Below are 21,817 nucleotides of genomic sequence, written 5' to 3' on the forward strand. Positions count from 1 at the left end.
TAACGGCAAAATACACAAAAGCTAAACCGGTTACAACCATTTCGTAAACAGGTAATAAGCTTCCAGATGTAGAATGTATAACTTACATTTCTTTTTCGTAGAAAAAAGTTTTATGTAAAAAAAAGTTTCCTGAAGAACTAGTATTTCTTGTTTCCTATAGAAAAAGTTAGATAAAGAATCTAGAGAGGAAGAGGAGGGATTCCGTTGAAAAGCAGTATTTCCATGATTCATAAAATGTGCCAAGAACATCCCATATCAGAAAAAGTACTGATTGCCCCAACCTACTCTGCAGGGCGGCAGCTACTTCAGTTTTACACGCTGAAAGGTTATTCAGCAGTAAATCTAAGGATTGAAACCATTACCAGTATTGCTGAAAAATTGGTGAAGCCTTATTTACTACAACATACCCTAAAGGCCATTCCCCCTGTTTTAGCTAGGCATTATATATTATCTTGCTTTGAGTCTGCCAAAGATCGTGGGGAGTTGAAATACTTCTATGAGCTTGAGGTTACGCCAGGGGTGATTCGCTCCATTCACCAAGCTATCTTAGAATTGAAACTCTCAGGGTTAAGGCCTAATGATTTATTGCCAGAGGCTTTTATTAGTAAAAACAAGGCAGAGGATTTGCAACACATTTTTTCTGCCTATGAAGAAATGATTACGAAAAATCGTTACGTTGATTACAGCGATATGCTTCGAATTGCCATTGAAAAAGGGAAGTCAAATCGATCGAAGGTGGTTTATATTGCAATCCAACATGAAAAGTTTCACCCACTAGAGGAGGAATTGCTACAGACGCTAGTGAACGTTGATGAACGGTGCTTAAATTTACGAGAAACACAAATCGACAAGGCGGATATTAATAAGCAGTTGGGCATTTCCATGTTTCAGGCGAATGGGGAGAATAACGAAGTGAGGGAAGTGCTTCGTCAAATCAAAAAGGAGAAGCTTCCATTTGATCAAGTCACCATTCTTTACACTTCAAAGGAGCCATACACGCAGCTTTTCTATGATCTCGCTAATCGCCATCAAATTCCTGTGACATTCGGTCAAGGGGTTAACATTAGAAATACTGCTCCAGCCCAGTTATTCCTTGGCTTGTTACAGTGGATTAGGAATGATTTTCAGCTAACAGATTTTGTTCGGTTACTTCAGCAAGGTCATCTTCGAATCAAAGAAGAGGGGCCTTCTTCGACGAGAATGATATCTCGATTGAGGGACGCGGAGATTAGTTGGGGATTGGACAACTACACGTCACTCCTCCAGGCAAAACTCACACGTTTAGATGAGCAACTCGAGAAAATGACTCAGCCTGAGGAAAGTTATCAGTTTAAGCTGCGAGAGGAATTTGCATGGTTAAAAAATTGGTTCGAAATCTTTATTGGCGAGTTCCCACGAGATGTCGCCCATGCAAGGACACAGGAACCCATTTCCTACGGAGAATTAGCGCAGACCCTTAAGTCTATTTTGGAAAAATATAGTCCAGACAAAGATCCATTGGATAAAGCCGCGAAGGAGAAAATCGTTCACGAGCTTGAAGTGCTTACTGAGTTAGGAGATGCAAAAAGCTTCGAAGAGTGCCGACTTCTTTTTTCAGAAATGATGGAAGGGTTGAGTGTTGGTGCCTCTCAACCAAGCCCAGGACACATTCATGTCACGTCTTATAAAAATGGGGTGTGGACGCAGCGACCTTATACTTTCTTAGTTGGGTTGGACGCACAGCGTTTTCCAGGGCAAATAAAGGAAGATCCTATTCTCCTAGATGGGGAACGGCAGAAATTGAGTCATGGGCTTCACCTAAGGAAGGACAATCCGAAAGAAGCAAAGGGTATGATGGACCAGCTCCTTTCTGAGATGGAGGGGCAGCTGACATTGAGCTATCCTGCCTTTGATCCGATTGAAAATAGGGAGGCACATCCATCTTCCTACCTTCTTGAAGTATATCGGAAAAAAGTAGGGAATTCCTTTGCCCAATTTCAGGAGTTACGCGAGTCCCTTGGGGAGACGAAGGGCTACATTCCCGAAAACTTGGAAGCACCCGTTGATGAAGGGGAATGGTGGCTTCACAAGCTGTTTAACAACGAATATGACCAAGTAAGGGAAGCAATTTTTCTTGCTCATCCCCATTTAGAAAAGGGTCTACTGGCGCGGGCTGGCAAGGAAAGTAATGTGTTTACTCCGTTTGATGGAAGAATCACGGGAGATCTTTCCAGTCTTGATCCGCGAAAAAATAAGGAACTGATACTCTCCAGTTCGAGGCTTGAGCTATTAGGGAAGTGCCCTTATGCGTACTTTTTAAAATATGTTTTAAAAATAGAAGAGCCAAACGAGCAAGAGTATGATTTGGGCAAATGGTTGAACCCTGCCCAAAGGGGAAGCTTGCTTCATAAAATCTACGAGATTTTTAGCCGAGAATTGGCTGCGAGGGGAGAAAAGCCAAAGGTATCTGAGCATGAGTCCCTCTTGATGCAGGTGGTGGAAGATTGCTTGGCTGAACAGCGGGAGCTCCTTCCCCCGCCAAGTGAGCTCGTTTATACGTATGAGAAGGAGGAGCTTCTCCAGTCGTGTAGAGTATTTTTGAGTGTGGAGGAGGAGTATTCTGAGGAAGGGGTGCCAGAGCATTTCGAGCTGGCATTCGGAACGAAGAAAAGAAGTGAAGTGGCAGATGGGGCGGAGGAGGACGCGGAGAACATGAAGGACGGAACTGAGGACGCGAAGGACGCAGAGGCCAAGACGGGTGAGGCTGAAGAGGCGGAAGTGGAGACGAAGGCGGACGTTGAACTCGAGGCTGCAACGGAGGCTGTGCCTATCACTCTACCATCTGGTGAAACCTTCTATTTGCGAGGGTTTATCGACAGGGTGGATAAGCTTCATGACGGGAGCTACCTCATACTTGATTATAAAACGGGAAGCACGTACAGCTATGATGAAAATGGGTATTTGAAAGGTGGACGCCAGCTTCAGCATACCCTTTATGCCTTGGCGCTCGAATATATTTTTCAACAAAAAGGTGTTGAAGAAGCACCGAAAGTCCATCAAAGTGGCTATTATTTCCCTACTGTTAAGGGGGAGGGGCAGCGCGTGATGCGACCTCAGAATCAGCGGGAGAGTTTTCTTGAGGCCCTCGAAGATCTCCTTGATATTATTAGTCACGGGCATTTCACAGTGACAGACGATACGAAAAATGATTGTAAGTTTTGCGAATATCGTACGGTTTGTGATCCGCATATCTATAAAGATTCCTTCTCTATCAAGGCAGAGGACCAGACGGCTCATGGAATCGATAAGCTAAGGAGGGTTCGGGACTATGACTAAATTCATTCCGAGGGATCAGCCCCACCGCGACCAAATCGGTGGGAATCTGGAAGATAATATATTAGTAGAAGCTGGGGCAGGATCAGGAAAGACGACCAGCCTTGTTGAACGGATGGTGAATACGGTTCTTGCAGGGAAAGTGAGGGCGAATCAAATCGCTGCCATTACATTTACAAGGAAAGCTGCAAATGAGTTGAAGGAGCGGTTTCAAATCGCCTTGGAAGAAAAGTATGTAAACAGTGTCAATAGTCGGGAGCAAGAGCTTATCAACGACGCTCTTACCGATTTGGATCAGACCTTCCTCGGAACGATTCATTCCTTCTGTGCGAAGTTGTTGAAGGAGCGTCCGATTGAAGGGAATGTGGATCCGGACTTTCAGGAGCTTGATGATTTAGAGGACAAGCTTGTGCAGAATGCAGCCTGGGAGGAATATTTAAATGATTTGCAGCTGACGCAAAAACAAGTGTTAGATGATCTCCATCGGATTGGCATTACGGCCCTTGATTTAAAGGCCAGCTATGGAACGTTGATTCATTATCCAGACGTGGACTGGGTGACGGTGCAAACCGAGCGTCCAGATTTCCGACCTGCTTTTTCCAAGCTGAAAGTAATCTTGTCAGAGGCCATTCGGGCAGTTCCAAATGAAGAACCACCAAATGGCTATGATCCTTTGCAAAAAATCATTCGGCAGGCCAATCGAAGGTTAAGGTTTATAGATTCAAATGACGATCTTCAAATAAAGGACGTCCTAAAGCCCTTTGAAAGCCCAAAGAAAGCAACGCAATACAAGTGGAATACAAAGGAAGATGGTAAGCACTTTACAGAGGTTTTTCAAGACTTTGCAGAAGGAATGGTGCAGCCCTTGTTACAGCAATGGCGGGAGCATTGTCACTACTACATCATTCAGTTTTTGAAGGGCGCTGCAGCTGCCTATGAAAAAAGAAAGCTCCAGCAATCCATGCTGAACTTTCAAGACCTCTTGATGAAAACATCGGACATGCTGCGGAAATACCCGGAGGTGCGATCGTACTTTCAAGAAAAATACCGTGTCTTAATGGTGGATGAGTTTCAAGACACGGACCCAATCCAGGCTGAAATCGTTTTTTATTTAACGGGCGAGAATGTGGAGGAAAAAAATTGGCGCAAGCTCATACCAAGACAAGGATCCCTGTTTGTTGTAGGTGATCCAAAGCAGTCAATTTATCGATTCCGTCGGGCAGATATCGATACGTACAATCTCGTAAAGGAGCTAATTGAGGAGCATGATGGCAAGGTGCTGGAGCTTACGGCGAATTTCCGGTCGTTACACTCCATCAAGGATACGGTGAACCCTGTTTTTCAGCCACTCATGCCGGAGGAAAGGAACTCCTATCAAGCACAGTTTCGTCCTTTGGACACAGTAAGGGAGGACGAGGCTCCGCATACTTCAGGTTTGAAGATCCTCGAGATACCAGAGGAATTTAAAAAGAAGGATGAAGTGGTAAAAGAGGAGGCGGAGCGGATTGCAAAGTATATTGCTTGGGCTGTGAACGGGAATGTCACCCTTGCTAGGACTCCAAAAGAACTGAAGCAAGGCGTGTCTCCGAAAGCGGAAGCGAAGGACTTTATGATCTTAATCCGCTATAAGGATTCTATGGATGTTTATGCGAGAATGCTAGAGGATTATGGGATTCCTGTGGAAATGTCAGGGAGCACCTCCCTTCAGGATTCTAGGGAGATCCAGGAATTGTTCAAGCTCATCAAACTCCTTGCTCAACCAGATCATCAAGTCTATTTAACGGCTGTGCTAAAGGGACTGTTTTTCGGCTTGAGCGATAACGATCTTTTCCAATACAAACAGGCTGGCGGCGTATTCCAGTTGTTTGCGACCGTCCCTGAGAGTTTGAGTTTGGTGCAGGAAGAGGGCGGGGGTGCTGCTAGTTTTCGCACTGGGGGTGCTGGTTTTGGCACGGAGGATACTGGTTTTCCCGCGGAAACTGAGGAAGAGGGTGGAGCTGCTGGTTTTCGCGTGGAAACAGAGGAAGAGACTGCTGGTTTTCGCACGGAGACTTCGGAAGAGGAAGCTGGTTTTCATGGGGAAAGTGGTGTTAGTACCACTAGTTTTCATACTGAAATCTCGAGTGCCCTTTCTCGACTGCAAAAATATTATTACTGGACGAGGAAATACACACCAGTCGTTGCCTTGGAAAAAATCATCGAAGATTTAGGCTTAGTTGCCTTTGCTGCATCAAGTGAGATGCCAAAGAGTGAAACGGGATACGTTTATCAAATGCTTGAAATGATTCGGAAAAAAGAAAGTAGCGGTGCATCTGACTTTGCAACCATTGTCGACCAGTATGAAACCATTTTGGAAGCGGATGTGGACGAGGAACTGAGCATTCGAGAAGAAAAGAATGCAGTTCGAATTATGAATTTACACAAAGCAAAGGGATTGGAAGCCCCCGTAGTTTTCCTAGCCCACTCAATGAAAAAAGTGGACGCAGGTAAAAAGGTAGCGAGGCATATTAAGCGGGAAGAGGACAGCTCCCAAGGCTTCTTTACATTTATAAAACCGGTGAACGAGTTTACGAACGAGATCATCGCCCAGCCAGTTAATTGGGGGGAATATGCTACTGAAGAAGCTGCATATTTAGATGCGGAGGAAGTTCGCCTCGTGTATGTGGCAGCGACAAGGGCGAAAAATATGTTGGTCGTCTCCAGTAGTGGTAAGAACAATAAGAACCCTTGGAATATATTGGTGCAGCATGGTCAGGCTGCTAAAGCAGGGGTTGATGGCGGTGCAAGTCCCCTTCACCTTGAAATTCCTGATGTAGAGGAGGCGGAGCAGGGTCGGAAGGGGGAACGGAATCAGGGGGATGCGTTGTTGGAAGGTCCTTCCCAGGCGGAAATGCAGGCGCAGTTGGAGGTCGAGCGGAAGTTGAACGTGGAAGAGCTTATTGCGTTACGGGAAAACGAAGGTGAATGGACTCTGGGGTTGAAGAAGAAGAGCTATCATCAGCTGACGCCAACAGAGCAAGTGGATAAAGGAAAGCTTTCCTCCATTGTGCGTAAAGAAGGGGGCGGCCTGCAGTGGGGGTCCATGCTTCATGAACTCATAGAAGCCCTCGTTAAGGAAGAGGTTGATAGGAAAACTTGTGTGGAGTTACTTCTACAAGATTATCCTGAATTTGAGAAACGACGAGGTGAAATCGATCGTGTACTTGATCGTTTTGAACGGTCGGAACTATGGGGGAGAATCTGTCAAGCTGAAGAGAAATACCCAGAAGTTCCCTTTAGTGTAAAAATCGAGCCGGGCCACACCCTTTATCCTGCGGAAAGGGAAGAGAGTGGACGGGTTGGTGATCGGAAGATTGCTAGCGATGGAGGAAGTATTGGAGGCGAAACTACTGACTGGGCTAGTGGTATTGCCAGTGCTGTTAGTAGTAATAATGCTAGTAGTAGTGCTGCTAATGTCGATGGCTCTGTTGCTACTGCAGGTGTCCCTATTCTCTACTCTGGAGTTATTGATTTAGTAATGAAAGAAAAAGATGGCTGGACCATTGTCGATTACAAGAGTGATAGGGTAAAGGAGAAGGGCGATCTTAGGCTACTAGCTGAGACCTATGGAGAGCAAATTAAGAGCTACGTCCATATTTGGAACGAACTCACTGGTGAACCAGTCCATAAAGCAGAGATTTATTTCATTGAAGAAGATAAGTGTTTTGAAGTGAAGTAAAATATAAAGTTCAGGGACCTGGTCCCCGACAGTTTTGTGAACGTTCACAGAATTGTGCGGGACCAGGTCCCTGAACTTTTTCAGCGTATTAAGGTTGGATCAGCACCAAACCAAGTTTCCTGCTCATTATAATCTGTAAATGGACGAATCCAGCAAACTCCAAATTGAAAGATTTTGTTTACAGTATTTAAGTTAGTCTCATACTCAATCCCATTACTTAAATATGATCCACTATAGTCTAGACTATCTTCGGACTCTAGCCCGAATGATGCCTCTATTCCGATCGTTAATTTAGTAGAATCGTCGTAGAAAGAAATGGCTTCAAGCCTTTCGCCACTTTCAATAATTGTGTGGTGATTCTCTACCGAAGGCAAGCAGCACCTTATTTTTTGAATCCCATCATCTTTTGTATATTCGTATTGGATTAAATACCTTCCACTCACATTGCGACAAGTTCTATCTAATGCAACTTGTACAACTGTATATTCTATTTCCTCATCATTCACAAACAATCTCACTTGCCCCAGTGGAGTTACTAACATCGAACCACCCTCTTTATGTTTTCTATCTAACTATCTAAATAGTTTACTATTTAACTATTTCTCAGTTAACTTACCTAAAGACCTAAAGGTATTCCCCTTAAATCATATCACAAGTTTTACCATTAAAAGTTCAGGGACCTGGTCCCCAAAAATTTTGTGAACGTTCACAGAATTGTGCGGGACCAGGTCCCTGAACTTAGTGAATGGAGGGATTTTGAGGATATTTGTAGAATCTGTTATATAATTCCAACCTGTTTCGTATGAAAGGAGCAATCTTACAAATGTCTGAACGACTAATCCGCCTCATTCGGATCATTATACTTATCCAGTCAAACCCAGGAATTACTGCCAAACAGCTTGCTGAGAAATGTGAGACAACCTCGAGGACAATATATAGAGACCTCGAAGTCCTGAGCGCTGCGCATATACCGATCATGAACGAAGGCTATGGCAAAGGGTATGAATATATCGGCGACTTTTCCATGTATCCACTTGATTGGACAGAGGACGAAGCCCTCGCCTTTACCATGCTGCCGAAAATACAAGAACAAATTAGCCATCTTATCCCATCCGATTTTTACACGGCGTATGAAAAAGTGATGGCGACGCACCAGAAGGAGAAGAAGGACCTTCAGAGCATGCTGCAAAAAATGGTGTCCATTATTCAAATGGGGACGCCGGCGTATCAGACCGAAAACAATAACTTCCTGTCCGAGGTAATTCAGGCGATCATGAACGAGCGGACGATTGAAGTCACCTATCACACCCAGAGCAGGAACGTGACGACAAAGAGAGCGCTGGATCCATATTACCTCATCCCGCGCGATCACAGGTTTTACTTGATTGCCTTTTGTCATGAAAAACAGAGGTTTTTAACCTTCAGACTTAGTCGGTTTTTGGAGCTGGAACTAACCGAGCAGACGTTTTCAAAGCAAGAATTTAATCTGAAGGAGTATTTCCAGCACACATGGTCGATTATCCAAGGCACAGAGAAAATCAAATTCAAAGTCTTGTTTAGCAAAAGCATTGCAAGGTATATCAAGGAAGAAGAATTGTTTGTCAAACCTGTGCTTACGGAGAAGAAAGACGGCAGCCTGTTATTTGAGGTCACCTTAAACCACGACCGAGAATTTCTACAATGGGTCATGCAATACGGTGCAGAAGCAGAAATTCTAGAGCCAGTGGAGTACCGCCAAAAAATGAAACAAAACCTCCAAACCTGGCTAGCAAAATACTAAAAAAGTTCAGGGACCTGGTCCCCGACAATTCTGTGAACGTTCACAAAATTGTGCGGGACCAGGTCCCTGAATAATTTAAGCCTTGCATTCCATCTCCTTCTCATGTATTATCGTTTCATAGCTAACAGTTTTGAAAATTCAATTTAAAACAACTCATGAATTCCAATATAAATAGTCAAAGGTGGTGGTTCGTGTTTATACCTTTAACGATGAGGGAGAATTACTCCAAGAAGAGAAAGACACAATAAATCAACTGGCTAAAATGCCAATGGATATGCTGAATTACAATGCTATTTCCGTTGTTACGAACATTTATCGAGTGGCACAAGGATTGAAAAACAAGATGGAACGAGAGGTTCTTTCGAAACAAGGCCTATCTTGGACTTCTTTTTCAATACTATATGATTTATGGATTTGGAATTCAGTAGAGACAAAGAAGTTAGCTGAATTAACTGCAGTGTCAAAAGCCACCATCAGTAACATCACAAAGACGTTAGAAAAGAAAGAACTTGTCTATAGAAAAACAGATACGCGTGATAGAAGAATAACTTATGTAATCATTACCAATAAAGGGAAAGAGGTAATGGAAGACCTCTATCCTAAGTTCCATCAAGGTGAAATAGAGATTGCCTCTATGTTAACCGAAAAGGAACAAAAAAATATATCTAAGTTATTAAGACGAATGATCAGACAAAATGATTTTTAAAATAAAACAAATGAATATGAACCAAAAGTGATGATAGGAAATCCAGTAGGACATACCTCCCTGTTCCAGAGAGTCGATGGTAGCTGCGAATCGATACAAAGGTATTCTGAATTACATTCCTTGAGCTTCCTTTGAAAAAATTTGATGCCATCTTTGAAAGACTCCTAGATGCTTAGGGAGAACTTTAAGAATCCGCAGTAGCCAGACAATTTTTTTCAAAGGACGGACGAGCCGTTATTCGATGAGTGGAAGAACAGAACAAAGACCGTTAATCTTCAAAAAGGGTGGAACCGCGTGTGTATCACGTCCCTTTATGAAGATAACGGTCTTCTATTTTATTTTAGGAGGAATATGAGATGAAAACGATAGTGGAACAGCTAAATCAAGAACAATTATCTGAAGTGAGAAGGCAAATGGAGATTTACACGCAAGGAGTTCAAGAAATCATTCCATCAGAGGAACTCGAGGTCAAGGTGGCAAAATCCATAATGAAAAATCGCCCACTAAAAATCAAATTAGGGTTAGATCCTTCTGCACCCGATGTCCATTTAGGTCACACTGTCGTTTTAAATAAACTAAGGCTGTTTCAAGATAATGGGCACGTGATTCAACTCTTGATTGGAGATTTCACTGGCAAAATTGGTGACCCTACAGGAAAATCTGTCGCACGAAAACAACTGACCGATGATGAAGTGAAGCACAATGCAAAGACGTACTTTGAGCAATTTGGGAAAGTGATGGATATGGAAAAAGTCGAGCTTCACTTTAACTCCAAATGGTTGTCTAAATTGAACTTTGAAGATGTAATTAATCTTGCTGGAAAAATTACAGTGGCTAGGTTGATGGAAAGGGACGACTTTGAAGAAAGGATTGCCCTTGGGAAGCCAATATCTCTACACGAGTTTTTCTACCCATTAATGCAAGGGTACGATTCAGTCGAACTTGAGTGTGACATAGAGCTTGGTGGAACAGACCAGCATTTCAATATATTGATGGGGCGCCATTTCCAAGAAAAGTTTGGCAGGGAAAAACAAGTTGCGATGCTTATGCCATTGTTGGAGGGGCTAGACGGTGTAGAAAAAATGTCTAAATCAAAGAAAAACTACATTGGTATTGATGAACAGCCTCAAGATATCTACGGAAAAGCAATGTCAATTCCTGATGAATTAATGGTCAAATACTTTGAACTCATCACTGATTTTTCGCCAGATGACCTCGCAAAAATAAAGACTGATCTTGAATCTGGTGAGTTACATCCCCGTGATGCAAAAATGTTACTAGGGAAGACCATTGTGCGAATCTACCATGGTGAGGAAGCGGCAGATAAAGCAGAAAAAGGATTTATTTCTGTCTTCCAGCAAGGGGCGATGCCTGATGAAATCCCAACTATTGTGTGGGACGGAAAAAAAGAGGTGGCTGTCGTAGATTTATTGGTGGAGTTGGACATGTTGAATTCAAAGAGTGAAGCACGACGAATGATTCAAAACAAAGGTGTTAAAGTAAACGGTGAAAAGGTTGAAGACACTCATACAGTAATCTCAATAACAAATGACTTGGTCATACAGGTAGGGAAGCGGAAGTTTGTGAAAATTCATATTTAATCAAGGCTGAGGTTGGTTGATAAATGGTTGTGGTTGATTAGATCGGGCCACTCATATCAACCGCCTCTTTTTTTCTCTTCCAGAACGGATATGATTTCTATCCCTTTTCCGTATTCGTTTCGAATAGTTTTTCTAGCATCAACAGGCGTTCTAGCAGTGACGGATTTCCGCTGTTTTTCACCTTCAATCTCCAGTTCAACAATGAAGCATTTCGATCCACATCTCATGATTAGACCTCCTTTTGTAGAAAAAACTATATTGGGTTATTACCAGGAATACAATAGCACCAAACGAGTTTTCTAACTAAGATTATAAAGTGAAGAAAATCATTTGCATATACACAAGAACGAATTGATTCAAATTTATAATGAAAATATGGTATTGACAAGATTAAAAGACAGGAGTAAAGTACGGTTATAAAAAATGAATAAAAGCCTTTTTATCGCTTAATTTGTGTAAACAAAGCGGAGGACCCAACTTTGGCAAGTATATTATTTGTCTTGGGGTGAATCTTGTATAAAGAGGGGGTACTCTCAACCCCTAACCCGACAGCTAACTTCGTAAGCGTAGCAGGAGAGAAAGGTCTGTCTTCACGGACCCTTCTTTAAGAATGGTCTTTTTTCATGTGCAAAAAGGAGATGGAAGTTTTGGCAACAAGGAAACAGTTTGTTGTTATTGGATTAGGGCGTTTCGGTGGGAGTGTATGTAAGGAGCTTGTAAAACTAGGTAATGAAGTCCTTGCCATCGATAGGGATGATAAGAAAGTGAACGATTATGCAAAATATACAACTCATGCTGTCGTTGGGGATTCTACTGATGAAAATTTACTTCGCTCGTTAGGAATTCGGAACTTCGAAAATGTTGTCGTCGCTATTGGTGATAATATCCAAGCTAGTATTCTAACAACTTTATTACTAAAGGAGTCGGGAGTTAAGAACGTTTGTGTAAAAGCCAAGAACGATTATCATCATAAAGTTCTAGAGAAAATTGGCGCAGACAAGATAGTTCACCCAGAAAATGATATGGGTAGAAGAATTGCTCAGCAAATGTCAGATGAGAATGTGATAGATTTCATCGAGTTATCAGACAAGTATAGTATTGTGGAGTTACTTGCCTCCATGAAACTCGAAGGGAAAACTTTAGTAGAGTTAAATATTCGTGCAAGTTTTGGAATAACAATTCTTGCAATCAAACAAGGGGAAACTATCGATATATCACCTTCGCCACAATATAAAATTTCTAATAAAGATCTTCTGATCGTGATCGGCCAGAATGATGATATTAAACGTTTTGAAGATCAGGTGATGTAAATGAAAATCACTAATTTGCTTGGTAACTGGAAATTTTCCCCTCCGCAAATTTTGGCACTAGGTTTTCTTATCGTCATAATTTTTGGAACAATACTGTTAAAAACGCCCTGGAGTACCGTTGGAGGAATATCTTGGATAAATGCACTATTTACTGCAACCTCAGCTACAACGGTTACTGGTCTAGTTGTTGTTGATACTGGACACGACTTTACTGTTTTTGGTCAGGTCATCATCATGATTCTCATCAAAATAGGTGGATTAGGATTGATGACATTTGCCATTATGACTGTCTTACTCCTAGGGAAAAGGATTGGGATTAGAGAACGGCTACTGATTCAAGAATCATTAAACCAACATTCTATTGGTGGCGTCGTGCGTTTGGTAAAAATACTATTTATTTTTTCCATCGCAATGGAATTGATCGCAGCTGTATTTCTGTCAGTTCGTTGGATACCAGAACATGGTTGGGGATTTGGAATCTATACAAGTATCTTTCATGCCATATCGACATTTAACAATGCTGGCTTTAGTTTATGGTCAGATAGCTTATCTGGTTATGTTGGAGATCCAATCATCAACATTATTATCACTATTCTTTTTATCATCGGTGGAATTGGATTTACCGTTGTTTACGATGTGATGACCACAAGGAAGTTTCGATTATTAGCTTTACATACAAAAATTATGTTAGTGGGAACACTCTTTCTTAATATTCTTGCCATGTTTGTTATATTTACATTAGAATACTCTAATCCAATGACACTTGGGGGACTTACAACTGGAGAGCAGCTATTTGCAGCCTACTTTCAGGCAGTCACTCCTAGAACAGCCGGCTTCAACACGATTGAAATTGGTGATATGACTCCTGGATCCATTGTTTTCACACTACTCCTTATGTTTATAGGAGCAGGAAGTGCATCGACGGGTAGTGGTATCAAACTAACAACCTTTTTAGTCATCATATTTGCTGTGATTTCCTATTTGCGAGGGAACCAAGAAACCATTATTTTTAGGCGAAAAATTAATGATGACATCATTCACAGAGCGTTAGCGATTTCCTTTATAAGTTTAACGATTGTTTTTGCTTCAGTATTAAGTTTAAGTATCACGGAAAAGGCGCCATTTATCCACATTGTGTTTGAAGCATTCTCAGCTTTTGGTACGGTTGGTTTGTCAATGGGGCTAACAGATGATTTGTCATTTATAGGTAAGCAGATCATTATAACCTTGATGTTCATCGGCCGAATTGGACCATTAACCTTAGCCTTTGCCTTAGCCAAATCTTCGAAACCGTCAGTATCATATCCAAAAGGTGATGTCTTTACAGGTTAACGAATAGTTTTGGAAAAATGAAGGTGGATAGGGCGCTTAGGGAAGATTCTACTAGTTAGGTAACTAGTAAAAACTCCAAGGAAGTGCCTGCATGCTTGAATCGTGATCATGCCTAGGAAAATACATTGAATGCTTGGAACGTGGTCATGACGAGGAAAATACACTGTATGATTGGAGCTTGTCATGACGAGGAAGTTCCTTCTTGCCTTTACATTTTAACTTTTAATGCCAAGGAAATTACATTGAATGCTTGGAGCTTGGTCATGACGAGGAAAATACACTGTATGATTGGAGCTTGGTCATGACGAGGAAGTTCCTTCTTGCCTTTACATTTTAACTTTTAATGCCAAGGAAATTACATTGAATGCTTGGGCGCTTGCCATGACGAGGAAAATACACTGAATGCTTGGAGCGTGGTCATGACGAGGAAAATACACTGTATGATTGGAGCTTGTCATGACGAGGAAGTTCCTTCTTGCCTTTACATTTTAACTTTTAATGCCAAGGAAATTACATTGAATGCTTGGAGTTTGGTCATGACGAGGAAAATACACTGTATGATTGGAGCTTGGTCATGCCAAGGAAAATACACTACTTACCCAGCCCTTGTTTATTCCAAAGAGGTTCCTGCTTACCTGGTAACTGTTCATTATACTGTACCAGGAGCAGGAACTCTTTTTAAAAATGTTTGTTCGTTATAACAGTCGGTTACCAGCTAACTAAAAGCTAACTAAAAGGGAAAACTTAATAAAACAGCTCATCAGAAGGATCTTGCCCCTGCATTTGATCTTGTGCAGATGTCATTCCTTGTCCTTGCTGAGCTTGGCTTTGTTGACCTTGGTTTGACATTTGTCCTTGTTGCTGACTTTGCTGACTCTGTTGTTGCAATTGATTTTGGGATTGACTTATTTGATCACTAATCTGATTTAACACGCTAAATGATTGGAGTGATTGTCCTACATTATTTAGCATCTGTGTTGCTTGCTGAATATTTTGCTGCAATTGCTGGAACGTTTTTTGTTGCTGCTGTTGTGCCTGAGAGCTAAATTGTTGCATTTGCTGCACTAAATCACCAGTTTGTGCCTGTTGTTGTGATTGCCCTTGACCAGCACTAGAGGATCCCTGCTGTTGTGCAGACTCTAAATGGCTAAGGGAAGATTGAATGGACTCCAACTGATTTTTTAGTGGAGCAAGTTCTTCCCCTATCTCTTCATCAACAGCTCTTTCAATTTCAGCTTGTCTTTCAGCTCTTTCGATCATTTCATGAGTATCTCGTTCCAATGCGAATTCCTCCCTGAATGTATTATCATATCGTGGTGATGCTTTTACTGTTTCTTTTTCTGCATAAATGGGGGCAGGTGTTTTCCGCCTCATAAAAATAATCCCAATTACAGCAATTAATAACAAGATTGAGAATAGTGAAGCTATCTCCATTTGCTGCCACCTCCACAATAAGCTTTATAAACTCATCGATTATAAAGCCAAGGTTATTTTTAGGCTGAAACGAAAATTATATTAGGTAAATTGGTCTCCAAAATAAGCCATCCTTTGTACATAAGGAAACCAAATAATGAGAATTTTGTTATGCGTTCTTTTAGGGGATAATGGCTGTGTTTAAGGGGGAAAGGAAGCATCGAAATCTAAAGCATTATCAAAGGCTTATGTACCTAATTTCGATAAGTTCGTTAAATGAGTCGGTTAGCTGGTAACTGTAGGTTTGTGGTGCCAGAATTAAATAAAAAGGTACCAAAACCTTATATTTAATCGAAGGTTTTGGCATCTTTTTTTTATTTTACGTTTTTTTTTCTTGTTCGTTAAATGAGTTGGTTAGCTGGTAACGCTTAAGGGAGTTTATTCCCTGCTGCTCGATAAAGGTTATACCATTCTTCACGAGAGAGATGGACTTCGCTTGCCTTGATACAATCAATTAGTCGACTTTCATTCATCGTACCAATGACTGGTTGCATGTTCGCAGGGTGGCGTAACAGCCAAGCAATGGCAATTGTAGTATTAGATACACCATATTTTTCCGCAACCTCATCAATCATCTTGTTTAATTCAGGAAACTTATCGTTTCCAAGAAAGACGCCCTCAAAGAAACCATATTGGAATGGTGACCAAGGCTGAATTGTAATATCATTTAGTCTAGAGTAATCAAGCACACTTCCATCACGATTGACGGCAGCGTCATTTTCCATATTTACATTAATGCCGCTTGAAATCATGGTTGTGTTTGTAATACTTAATTGAAGCTGATTGGCCACAATTGGTTGCTTCATGTATTTGTTCAATAGCTCCATTTGCATTGGATTGTGGTTAGAAACCCCGAAATGCTTTACTTTTCCTGCGCTATGGAGAGTATCGAAAGCTTCGGCCACTTCCTCAGGTTCCATTAGTGCGTCAGGACGATGGAGTAGGAACACATCTAGATAGTCTGTTTTTAAGCGTTTTAGGATTTTATCTACGGAAGATATAATGTGCTCTTTTGAGTGATCATACGTTCCTACATCAGGACGAATACCGCACTTAGACTGGAGAATTAACTTTTCTCGAACATCGTCATTCATATGAACCGCATCTGCAAATATCTCTTCACATTCACCTCTGCCATAGAGATCAGCGTGATCAAAGAAATTAGCACCATTTTCAAGTGCTGTCTGGACAAAACTCTCTGCTTCTTTCTTGCCGAGGGAATTAATTCGCATACACCCAACGGCTACAACTGGTACATCTAACTTACTGCTTCCAAGTTTAATTGTTCTCATTATTTTGGGCTCCTTTAGTAATCTATTTTGATTTTATGTAAGAAAAGTGATTGAGACTAAGTCAATTATAACAAAAAAGTTCAGGGACCTGGTCCCGCACAATTTCGTGAACGTTCACAGAATTGTCGGGGACCAGGTCCCGGTTTATTTTAGATTTATTTTTGTTCAATATATCAGTGGGTTACCAGTTAACTTAGAGGGTAACTAATTGTTATTAGTTTCTCCCATTACCATTCCCATTACCATTCCCATTGCCGTTTCCATTGCCTTTACCTTTTGAATCTTCTTTAGATGTAGGACCATTATCTTTCTTATTATTGGAGTTATTAGATGAATCATTATTAGTCTTTACATCGTTATTTTTTTGAGACTTATTATTTTGATTGTCCTTTTTGGTTGATGCAGCATTGCTGTTTTCATTTGATTTACTAATAGATTCTGCACGCTTTTCGGATGCATTTGAATTAGCCTCATTACGTTTATCAGAGGAGTTTGATTTTGCTGCCTCACGGTTTTCGTTAGATTTATTTGATGCATCATTTTTATTCTGATTTGATTTATTTGTTTCTTGTTTAGCTTCAGTTTGAGCAGAAGAAGATTGAACTACTTGTACTTGTTCTTCTTCAACTTCCGCGTCCACTTCGTCTGTACCTTCCGCACCCTCTATGTCTACAGCTTCCTCAACTACTTCAACCTCTTCAACCTCTTCTACCTCTTCTACCATCTCTTCTTTGCTTCTATTTTTTCCAATAGCTTTGCCTTGTGCGTGACTTACATTAAATGCTTTTGCAGTTTCACCAATTCCACCAGTTTCTGCAAATACAACGAGTACTTCATCGATGGATACACCAGCACGGTCAGCGATTCGTTGTAAGTGGCCAATTTGCCCGTATCCAAAGCCTTCTTGTCGTAATTGAAGTACTGTTTCTTCTGGTACATTTGCTACAGCCTTTACATTTTTTATATTTTCAATAATTTGGTCAGAAGTCTCTTCGAGTTCTTCCTTAATGCTGTCTTCCTCTTCAAATCTGAAAGATATATTTTTAACTTGGGCTGCAGCTTCTTCAATTTTTTCACTAATTTCCGTAACATCTGCACCTTCTTCTGCTAGTTTTGCAGTAATTTCACTCGCTTTTGCAATAGATTCTTTATAAGCATCTAGTAAAGATTCCATATGTTTTTCCTTTGCGTCTTCATCTAGTGAATCTAGTTCAGCTAAACGTTTTTCAGCCATTTCACTTAAAATAATAGCTTTTTGTTCTTCATCAAAAGTAAATGCCAGTTTGATTGTTTCCACCCAACGATCTATGAAATAGAAGAAGTCTTCAGGCGTTAAACCTACATTATTATTTGATTCTTCAACCGTATCTTCTTGCTCCTCTTCAAACTCTACTTCCGGTTCCACGTCCGAAACGTCACTGTCACCAACATTGTCAGAAGTTTCCTCGACTACTATTTCGTTTTCATCGACATCTTCACCAAAAGTATCTTCTCCATTTTCCTCGACTTCAGGATTGGTTACATTTTCTACCTCATATGAGCTGTCATCTTCAATAATAATTTCAAGATTGCTTTCAGTTTCCAAGTCCTCTCCAGGTTCATTCCCCAATACTGCTGGAGCGGATAAGCCGACTAATAGTGCAGCAATTGCTGTTGTTGATAAAACTTTGAATGGTATTTTCATAATTAGTGCCTCTCTTTCTAGTCTCTCATAATTTGTTGCATTCATTCTTTCGCCCAAACTCGTCTTCCTATGGGGGGATTATTTTGGTCCTTTTGTATTATTTATCGAAAAACCGAGAATTTTCTTATAACTAAATAGTATAGAAAATTGAGATTATCTAACATGGGACAATCATATCTAGTTCTTTACAGTTATTCCTAGTTTCTAAGGATAAAAGTTCAGGGACCAGGTCCCGCACAATTCCGTGAACGTTCACAAAAATGTCGGGGACCAGGTCCCTGAACTTCCTCCTGAACTTCCTCTATAAAGGATTTCCCGGAGAATTGGCGAAAACCTTATAAAAAGATAATTTCCTAAAGGGTGAACACAAACCTATGTATAAAATATATCGACAATGGTGACAATTGCGGTTCTTTCAGTAGTAGCAACAACAGACATTGCAACAGGGTATACCCTATACAGCAATAGAGAAGCTGACGCAGTTGTTTATACCGTTTTTTACTATATAACAAAGGGGGGATACTCGAGGATAGTGAAGTGATTAAAGTTCAGGGACCAGGTCCCGCACAATTCCGTGAACGTTCACAGAATTGTCGGGGACCAGGTCCCTGAACTTCCTATGGAGGTGACCTTTAGATTGGACTATTTGGAGAAGATTCAAGAATTCAGTGATTATGTAGAAGCACATGTAGAGGATGAAATGAACATCGACGACATCATTAACCAACTTTATTTTTCTAAATTTCACTTCTATCGGGTATTTAAGGCTGTTGTTGGATTGTCAGTTCATGAATATGTAAAGAGGAGAAAATTAGCAAGGGCAGCGGATTGTCTTCTACATACAAAGGATAGTATTCTCACCATTGCCTTGCAGTTTGGTTTTCAATCACAAGAGGTGTTTATCCGAAACTTCAAGAAAATCTATGGTGTAACTCCTGGCAAATATCGAAAAGTCCAAATACCAATAAGAAGTAACAATAGAATAAATGTGGAATCTATTCGGCTAAATATGAAATTGGCTAAAGGGAAGGCTAGAGTAGATGAGCACCTTGAAACGATTAATGATTTAATGTTGGTCGGAGTCATTCACCGTGTGAGTGATTCAAATCCATTGTCAATTATCGAGAGGATGACAAATTTTTTCGCCAAGGCTCATCTTGTTCCAAACCAATTGAACGGAAGCGTCTATCGTGTCTGCTTTGATATTGATAATACAAAGGAGATGGCTTCTTTCCAAGAGCTTATTGCTATTGAAGTCAGTAACTTGAGTCAAATTCCTGATGGTATGGTTGGAAAAGTGATCGACAATGTCCATGTAGTTACATATAGCCACCATGGAAAGCTGTTTAAAGAAGAGGAAGGGAAGATAATAGATACTTATCATTTCATTTATCAATATCGAATTCCTCTACTGAAAGCAACATTAACGAGTGACTATATCATTGAAAAGTATGGAAAGGACTTTAAAGGCCCGTATGAGGATGATGCACATATGAACATATCCTTGTCTATCATTCCAGAAGGTAGCAACCAGAATCAATAAATTTTATGCGATGCCAAGTATAGTTAATGTAAGAAGTGGCTCTAGCTTAGAAAACTTGGTGGAGGGATGCAGAGAATGTGTACAACATTTACATTTCAAACGGATAAGTCATTTGTTTTAGGGCAAAATTATGATTTCTACTACGGGCACGGTCTTATTGTGGTAAGTCCGAGGGGGCTGAAGAAACAATCTATAACGAAGGAGGGTGCTCCAAAGATCACCTGGGTTTCAAACTACGGTACTGTGACATTCACACAATTTGGCAGAGAGCTTCCAATGAGTGGTATGAACGAAAAGGGATTAACGATTGCCATGATGCATCAGGAAGATGGCGAGTTTCCAGCTGAGGATGATCGTCCTGGATTGAACGAACTACAATGGATTCAATATCAACTTGATCAGTTCGATTCAGTTGAGGAAGTGTTAGAGCATTTAGAGGATTTTAGGTTGGAAAAATCGGTTTATGAACTTCATTACACGATTGCTGACTCCACAGGGAGGACCGTACTGATCGACTTTATTGATGGTGCATGTCATGTGACAGAGCATGCTGAATACTACACGATGACAAATACAAGTTATGAAAAATCAATTGCGTATGCAAAAAAGTTTGAGAAATCTCCGTTAGAGAAATTTTCAAATAAAACTACTTCTCTCGACCGTTTTTGTTTAGTGAATCGGTTAGTAAAAGATGTTCAAAGTCAATCTTCTCTTGATAATCCAATTCAAAAATCATTTGACCTACTTGAGGAAGTAGCAGCAAAACCATCGGCTCAAAACCAGTGGGAGTGGGTAGGGGACGGGTTGCCACCAACCTTTACGTATTGGAGTATTGTATTCGATATCTACAATCAAACCATTTTTTATAGGGATCTACAAAATCATGAAATTCGTTCTATCCATCTTGACGACTTTCATTTTCATAGTAGTAACGAGGTGATGGCATTGGCAATAGATAATAAAGCTTCTGGGAGGATTTCTAGTCATTTTCAACCATACCAAACAAAAGATAATGAGCGGATTATCTTGTTAAGTTATGAGCCAATTAGTGATATTTTTCCTCCGAATGAACAGAGGGAGCTTATAAACTATCCTGATTCAATCAAGAAAGTTTTTATAGAGAAGAGTTAAGAAAATCGTCAGGGACCTGGTCCCGCACAATTTCGTGAACGTTCACAAAATTGTCGGGGACCAGGTCCCTGAACAGTTATTGTGTTAGACTGCTAGCGATATGGAGACACTCTATCATATAATGTATGTATAGTAAGACAAAGGATACGTTGGTGGATACGTAGTTTGAATGAGGTGTAGGGTTATAATCTAAATTTAGGGAAGGAGGGGAAGGAGTGACTATTCCTACTGATTTGCGGGAACAAATTATAAACGAATTAAAAGCAATTGTGAGCGAGACGTTATCAGATCAAAGTGTAAAAGTTTATTTATTTGGGTCATGGGCCAGGGCAGAGGAAAAACAAAGTTCTGATATAGATCTAGCCATTGAAGCTACAGATCCCCTTCCTCAAATAAAATGGGTAGAATTAATTGATCGGATAGAGGAATCTACAATTCCCTATCAAGTTGACATAGTGGATCTAGATACGGCAAGTCCAGCTCTTGTTAATAATATTAAAGAGGAGGGGATTTTATGGGAAGATTGCAGGAGAGGTTGAACGCAGCTGAAAGGGCATTGATGGCCTTTCAAGAACTTGTACAAATAGAAAAACCGAATGATGTGGAACGTGATGCCTCCATTCAGCGCTTCGAATTTACATATGAAGCCTGTTGGAAATCAGCTAAACAATATCTCTATGATATAGAAGGTATTGATGTTGCCTCACCTAAAGGAGTGATTCGAAAAAGTCGAGAAGTATCGTTGTTTGATGAACACGAGACAATCTTAGCGTTACAGATGGTGAATGATAGAAACTTAACTGTTCATACCTATAACGAAGAAGTTGCTGTTAAAATTCATTCAAGTTTAAATCAGTATTACTCCTTATTAGATAAATGGGTGGAAAGAATGAGAGAAACGGTGAATGAATAAGATAGAAGAGTGTTCTAAAATA

Annotated in this window: 17 protein-coding genes, 1 riboswitch and 1 other annotated feature; of the genes, 12 read left to right on the forward strand and 5 right to left on the reverse strand. The window is 40.7% G+C overall.

Annotation, left to right across the window (positions count from 1 at the left end; all coding sequences use genetic code 11):
- Positions 1 to 204 precede the first annotated feature (204 nt).
- Positions 205 to 3,315 carry a PD-(D/E)XK nuclease family protein gene (locus BW724_RS03995; protein WP_088073807.1) on the forward strand — a complete coding sequence of 1,037 codons (3,111 nt, stop codon included), beginning with the start codon at positions 205 to 207 and terminating at the stop codon, positions 3,313 to 3,315.
- Complete coding sequence (locus tag BW724_RS04000; protein WP_088073809.1) at positions 3,308 to 7,030, forward strand: UvrD-helicase domain-containing protein; 3,723 nt, start codon at positions 3,308 to 3,310, stop codon at positions 7,028 to 7,030. Before BW724_RS03995 ends, BW724_RS04000 begins: the two co-directional genes overlap by 8 nt.
- Positions 7,031 to 7,110: 80 nt before the next feature.
- Here BW724_RS04000 and BW724_RS04005 read toward each other — a convergent pair whose 3' ends face one another.
- Positions 7,111 to 7,572, reverse strand: coding sequence for a hypothetical protein (locus tag BW724_RS04005; protein ID WP_088073811.1), 462 nt, complete (start codon positions 7,570 to 7,572; stop codon positions 7,111 to 7,113).
- Positions 7,573 to 7,853: 281 nt separating this feature from the next.
- On the opposite strand from BW724_RS04005, the gene BW724_RS04010 reads away from it, so the two are divergent.
- The 3 genes from BW724_RS04010 to tyrS all read left to right on the forward strand — a co-directional run bounded on the left by BW724_RS04010 (position 7,854) and on the right by tyrS (position 11,117).
- Positions 7,854 to 8,810, forward strand: a complete 957-nt coding sequence (locus BW724_RS04010; RefSeq protein WP_088073812.1) for a helix-turn-helix transcriptional regulator — start codon at positions 7,854 to 7,856, stop codon at positions 8,808 to 8,810.
- Positions 8,811 to 9,072: 262 nt separating this feature from the next.
- Positions 9,073 to 9,516, forward strand: coding sequence for a MarR family transcriptional regulator (locus tag BW724_RS04015; RefSeq protein ID WP_088077669.1), 444 nt, complete (start codon positions 9,073 to 9,075; stop codon positions 9,514 to 9,516).
- A 21-nt stretch (positions 9,517 to 9,537) separates the two neighbouring features.
- Positions 9,538 to 9,830 (forward strand) — a binding site (T-box leader).
- A gap of 42 nt (positions 9,831 to 9,872) precedes the next feature.
- Positions 9,873 to 11,117, forward strand: a complete 1,245-nt coding sequence (gene tyrS / locus BW724_RS04020; protein WP_088073814.1) for a tyrosine--tRNA ligase — start codon at positions 9,873 to 9,875, stop codon at positions 11,115 to 11,117.
- A gap of 56 nt (positions 11,118 to 11,173) precedes the next feature.
- Here tyrS and BW724_RS23475 read toward each other — a convergent pair whose 3' ends face one another.
- Positions 11,174 to 11,344: a hypothetical protein gene (locus BW724_RS23475; protein ID WP_176371284.1), complete on the reverse strand. Its 171-nt coding sequence runs from the start codon at positions 11,342 to 11,344 to the stop codon at positions 11,174 to 11,176.
- Between the two features lie 206 nt (positions 11,345 to 11,550).
- Positions 11,551 to 11,700: riboswitch (cyclic di-AMP (ydaO/yuaA leader) on the forward strand.
- 55 nt (positions 11,701 to 11,755) lie between these two features.
- Here BW724_RS23475 and BW724_RS04025 point away from each other — a divergent pair.
- From BW724_RS04025 to BW724_RS04035, 3 genes are all read left to right on the forward strand, one after another.
- Positions 11,756 to 12,427, forward strand: a complete 672-nt coding sequence (locus BW724_RS04025) for a potassium channel family protein (protein WP_088077671.1) — start codon at positions 11,756 to 11,758, stop codon at positions 12,425 to 12,427.
- Positions 12,428 to 13,759 carry a TrkH family potassium uptake protein gene (locus BW724_RS04030; protein WP_088073816.1) on the forward strand — a complete coding sequence of 444 codons (1,332 nt, stop codon included), beginning with the start codon at positions 12,428 to 12,430 and terminating at the stop codon, positions 13,757 to 13,759.
- Between the two features lie 419 nt (positions 13,760 to 14,178).
- A complete protein-coding gene (locus BW724_RS04035; protein WP_140354903.1) occupies positions 14,179 to 14,460 on the forward strand; it encodes a hypothetical protein in 282 nt (93 codons plus the stop codon).
- A 43-nt stretch (positions 14,461 to 14,503) separates the two neighbouring features.
- Here BW724_RS04035 and BW724_RS04040 read toward each other — a convergent pair whose 3' ends face one another.
- From BW724_RS04040 to BW724_RS04050, 3 genes are all read right to left on the reverse strand, one after another.
- Positions 14,504 to 15,193, reverse strand: a complete 690-nt coding sequence (locus BW724_RS04040) for a hypothetical protein (RefSeq protein WP_088073819.1) — start codon at positions 15,191 to 15,193, stop codon at positions 14,504 to 14,506.
- Between the two features lie 407 nt (positions 15,194 to 15,600).
- The gene (locus BW724_RS04045) at positions 15,601 to 16,524 is read right to left on the reverse strand and encodes an aldo/keto reductase (protein ID WP_088073820.1); all 924 of its coding nucleotides are present in this window, start codon (positions 16,522 to 16,524) and stop codon (positions 15,601 to 15,603) included.
- Positions 16,525 to 16,738: 214 nt separating this feature from the next.
- Positions 16,739 to 18,265 carry a DUF5667 domain-containing protein gene (locus BW724_RS04050; protein WP_088073822.1) on the reverse strand — a complete coding sequence of 509 codons (1,527 nt, stop codon included), beginning with the start codon at positions 18,263 to 18,265 and terminating at the stop codon, positions 16,739 to 16,741.
- 580 nt (positions 18,266 to 18,845) lie between these two features.
- On the opposite strand from BW724_RS04050, the gene BW724_RS04055 reads away from it, so the two are divergent.
- The 4 genes from BW724_RS04055 (at position 18,846) to BW724_RS04070 (ending at position 21,795) form a co-directional block, all read left to right on the forward strand.
- A complete protein-coding gene (locus tag BW724_RS04055; RefSeq protein ID WP_176371285.1) occupies positions 18,846 to 19,751 on the forward strand; it encodes an AraC family transcriptional regulator in 906 nt (301 codons plus the stop codon).
- A 75-nt stretch (positions 19,752 to 19,826) separates the two neighbouring features.
- Positions 19,827 to 20,882 (forward strand): linear amide C-N hydrolase, encoded by a 1,056-nt coding sequence (locus BW724_RS04060; RefSeq protein ID WP_176371286.1) that lies wholly within the window; start codon positions 19,827 to 19,829, stop codon positions 20,880 to 20,882.
- A gap of 215 nt (positions 20,883 to 21,097) precedes the next feature.
- Entirely contained in the window at positions 21,098 to 21,421 is a 324-nt protein-coding gene (locus tag BW724_RS04065; RefSeq protein WP_088073828.1) for a nucleotidyltransferase family protein, read from the forward strand.
- Positions 21,397 to 21,795: an HI0074 family nucleotidyltransferase substrate-binding subunit gene (locus tag BW724_RS04070; protein WP_088073830.1), complete on the forward strand. Its 399-nt coding sequence runs from the start codon at positions 21,397 to 21,399 to the stop codon at positions 21,793 to 21,795. Before BW724_RS04065 ends, BW724_RS04070 begins: the two co-directional genes overlap by 25 nt.
- The last annotated feature ends 22 nt before the right edge of the window (positions 21,796 to 21,817 follow it).

The organism is Litchfieldia alkalitelluris, assembly GCF_002153425.1.
GTDB classification, from domain to species: Bacteria; Bacillota; Bacilli; order Bacillales; family Salisediminibacteriaceae; genus Evansella; species Evansella alkalicola.

Coding starts and splice junctions, on each gene's coding strand:
- tyrS (WP_088073814.1), top strand. CDS start 9,873: ATGAAAACGATAGTGGAACAGCTAAATCAAGAACAATTATCTGAAGTG.
- BW724_RS04015 (WP_088077669.1), top strand. CDS start 9,073: ATGCCAATGGATATGCTGAATTACAATGCTATTTCCGTTGTTACGAAC.
- BW724_RS04005 (WP_088073811.1), bottom strand. CDS start 7,572: ATGTTAGTAACTCCACTGGGGCAAGTGAGATTGTTTGTGAATGATGAG.
- BW724_RS04040 (WP_088073819.1), bottom strand. CDS start 15,193: ATGGAGATAGCTTCACTATTCTCAATCTTGTTATTAATTGCTGTAATT.
- BW724_RS04035 (WP_140354903.1), top strand. CDS start 14,179: ATGACGAGGAAAATACACTGTATGATTGGAGCTTGTCATGACGAGGAA.
- BW724_RS04025 (WP_088077671.1), top strand. CDS start 11,756: ATGGAAGTTTTGGCAACAAGGAAACAGTTTGTTGTTATTGGATTAGGG.
- BW724_RS04030 (WP_088073816.1), top strand. CDS start 12,428: ATGAAAATCACTAATTTGCTTGGTAACTGGAAATTTTCCCCTCCGCAA.
- BW724_RS04070 (WP_088073830.1), top strand. CDS start 21,397: ATGGGAAGATTGCAGGAGAGGTTGAACGCAGCTGAAAGGGCATTGATG.
- BW724_RS04010 (WP_088073812.1), top strand. CDS start 7,854: ATGTCTGAACGACTAATCCGCCTCATTCGGATCATTATACTTATCCAG.
- BW724_RS04060 (WP_176371286.1), top strand. CDS start 19,827: ATGTGTACAACATTTACATTTCAAACGGATAAGTCATTTGTTTTAGGG.
- BW724_RS23475 (WP_176371284.1), bottom strand. CDS start 11,344: ATGAGATGTGGATCGAAATGCTTCATTGTTGAACTGGAGATTGAAGGT.
- BW724_RS04000 (WP_088073809.1), top strand. CDS start 3,308: ATGACTAAATTCATTCCGAGGGATCAGCCCCACCGCGACCAAATCGGT.
- BW724_RS04045 (WP_088073820.1), bottom strand. CDS start 16,524: ATGAGAACAATTAAACTTGGAAGCAGTAAGTTAGATGTACCAGTTGTA.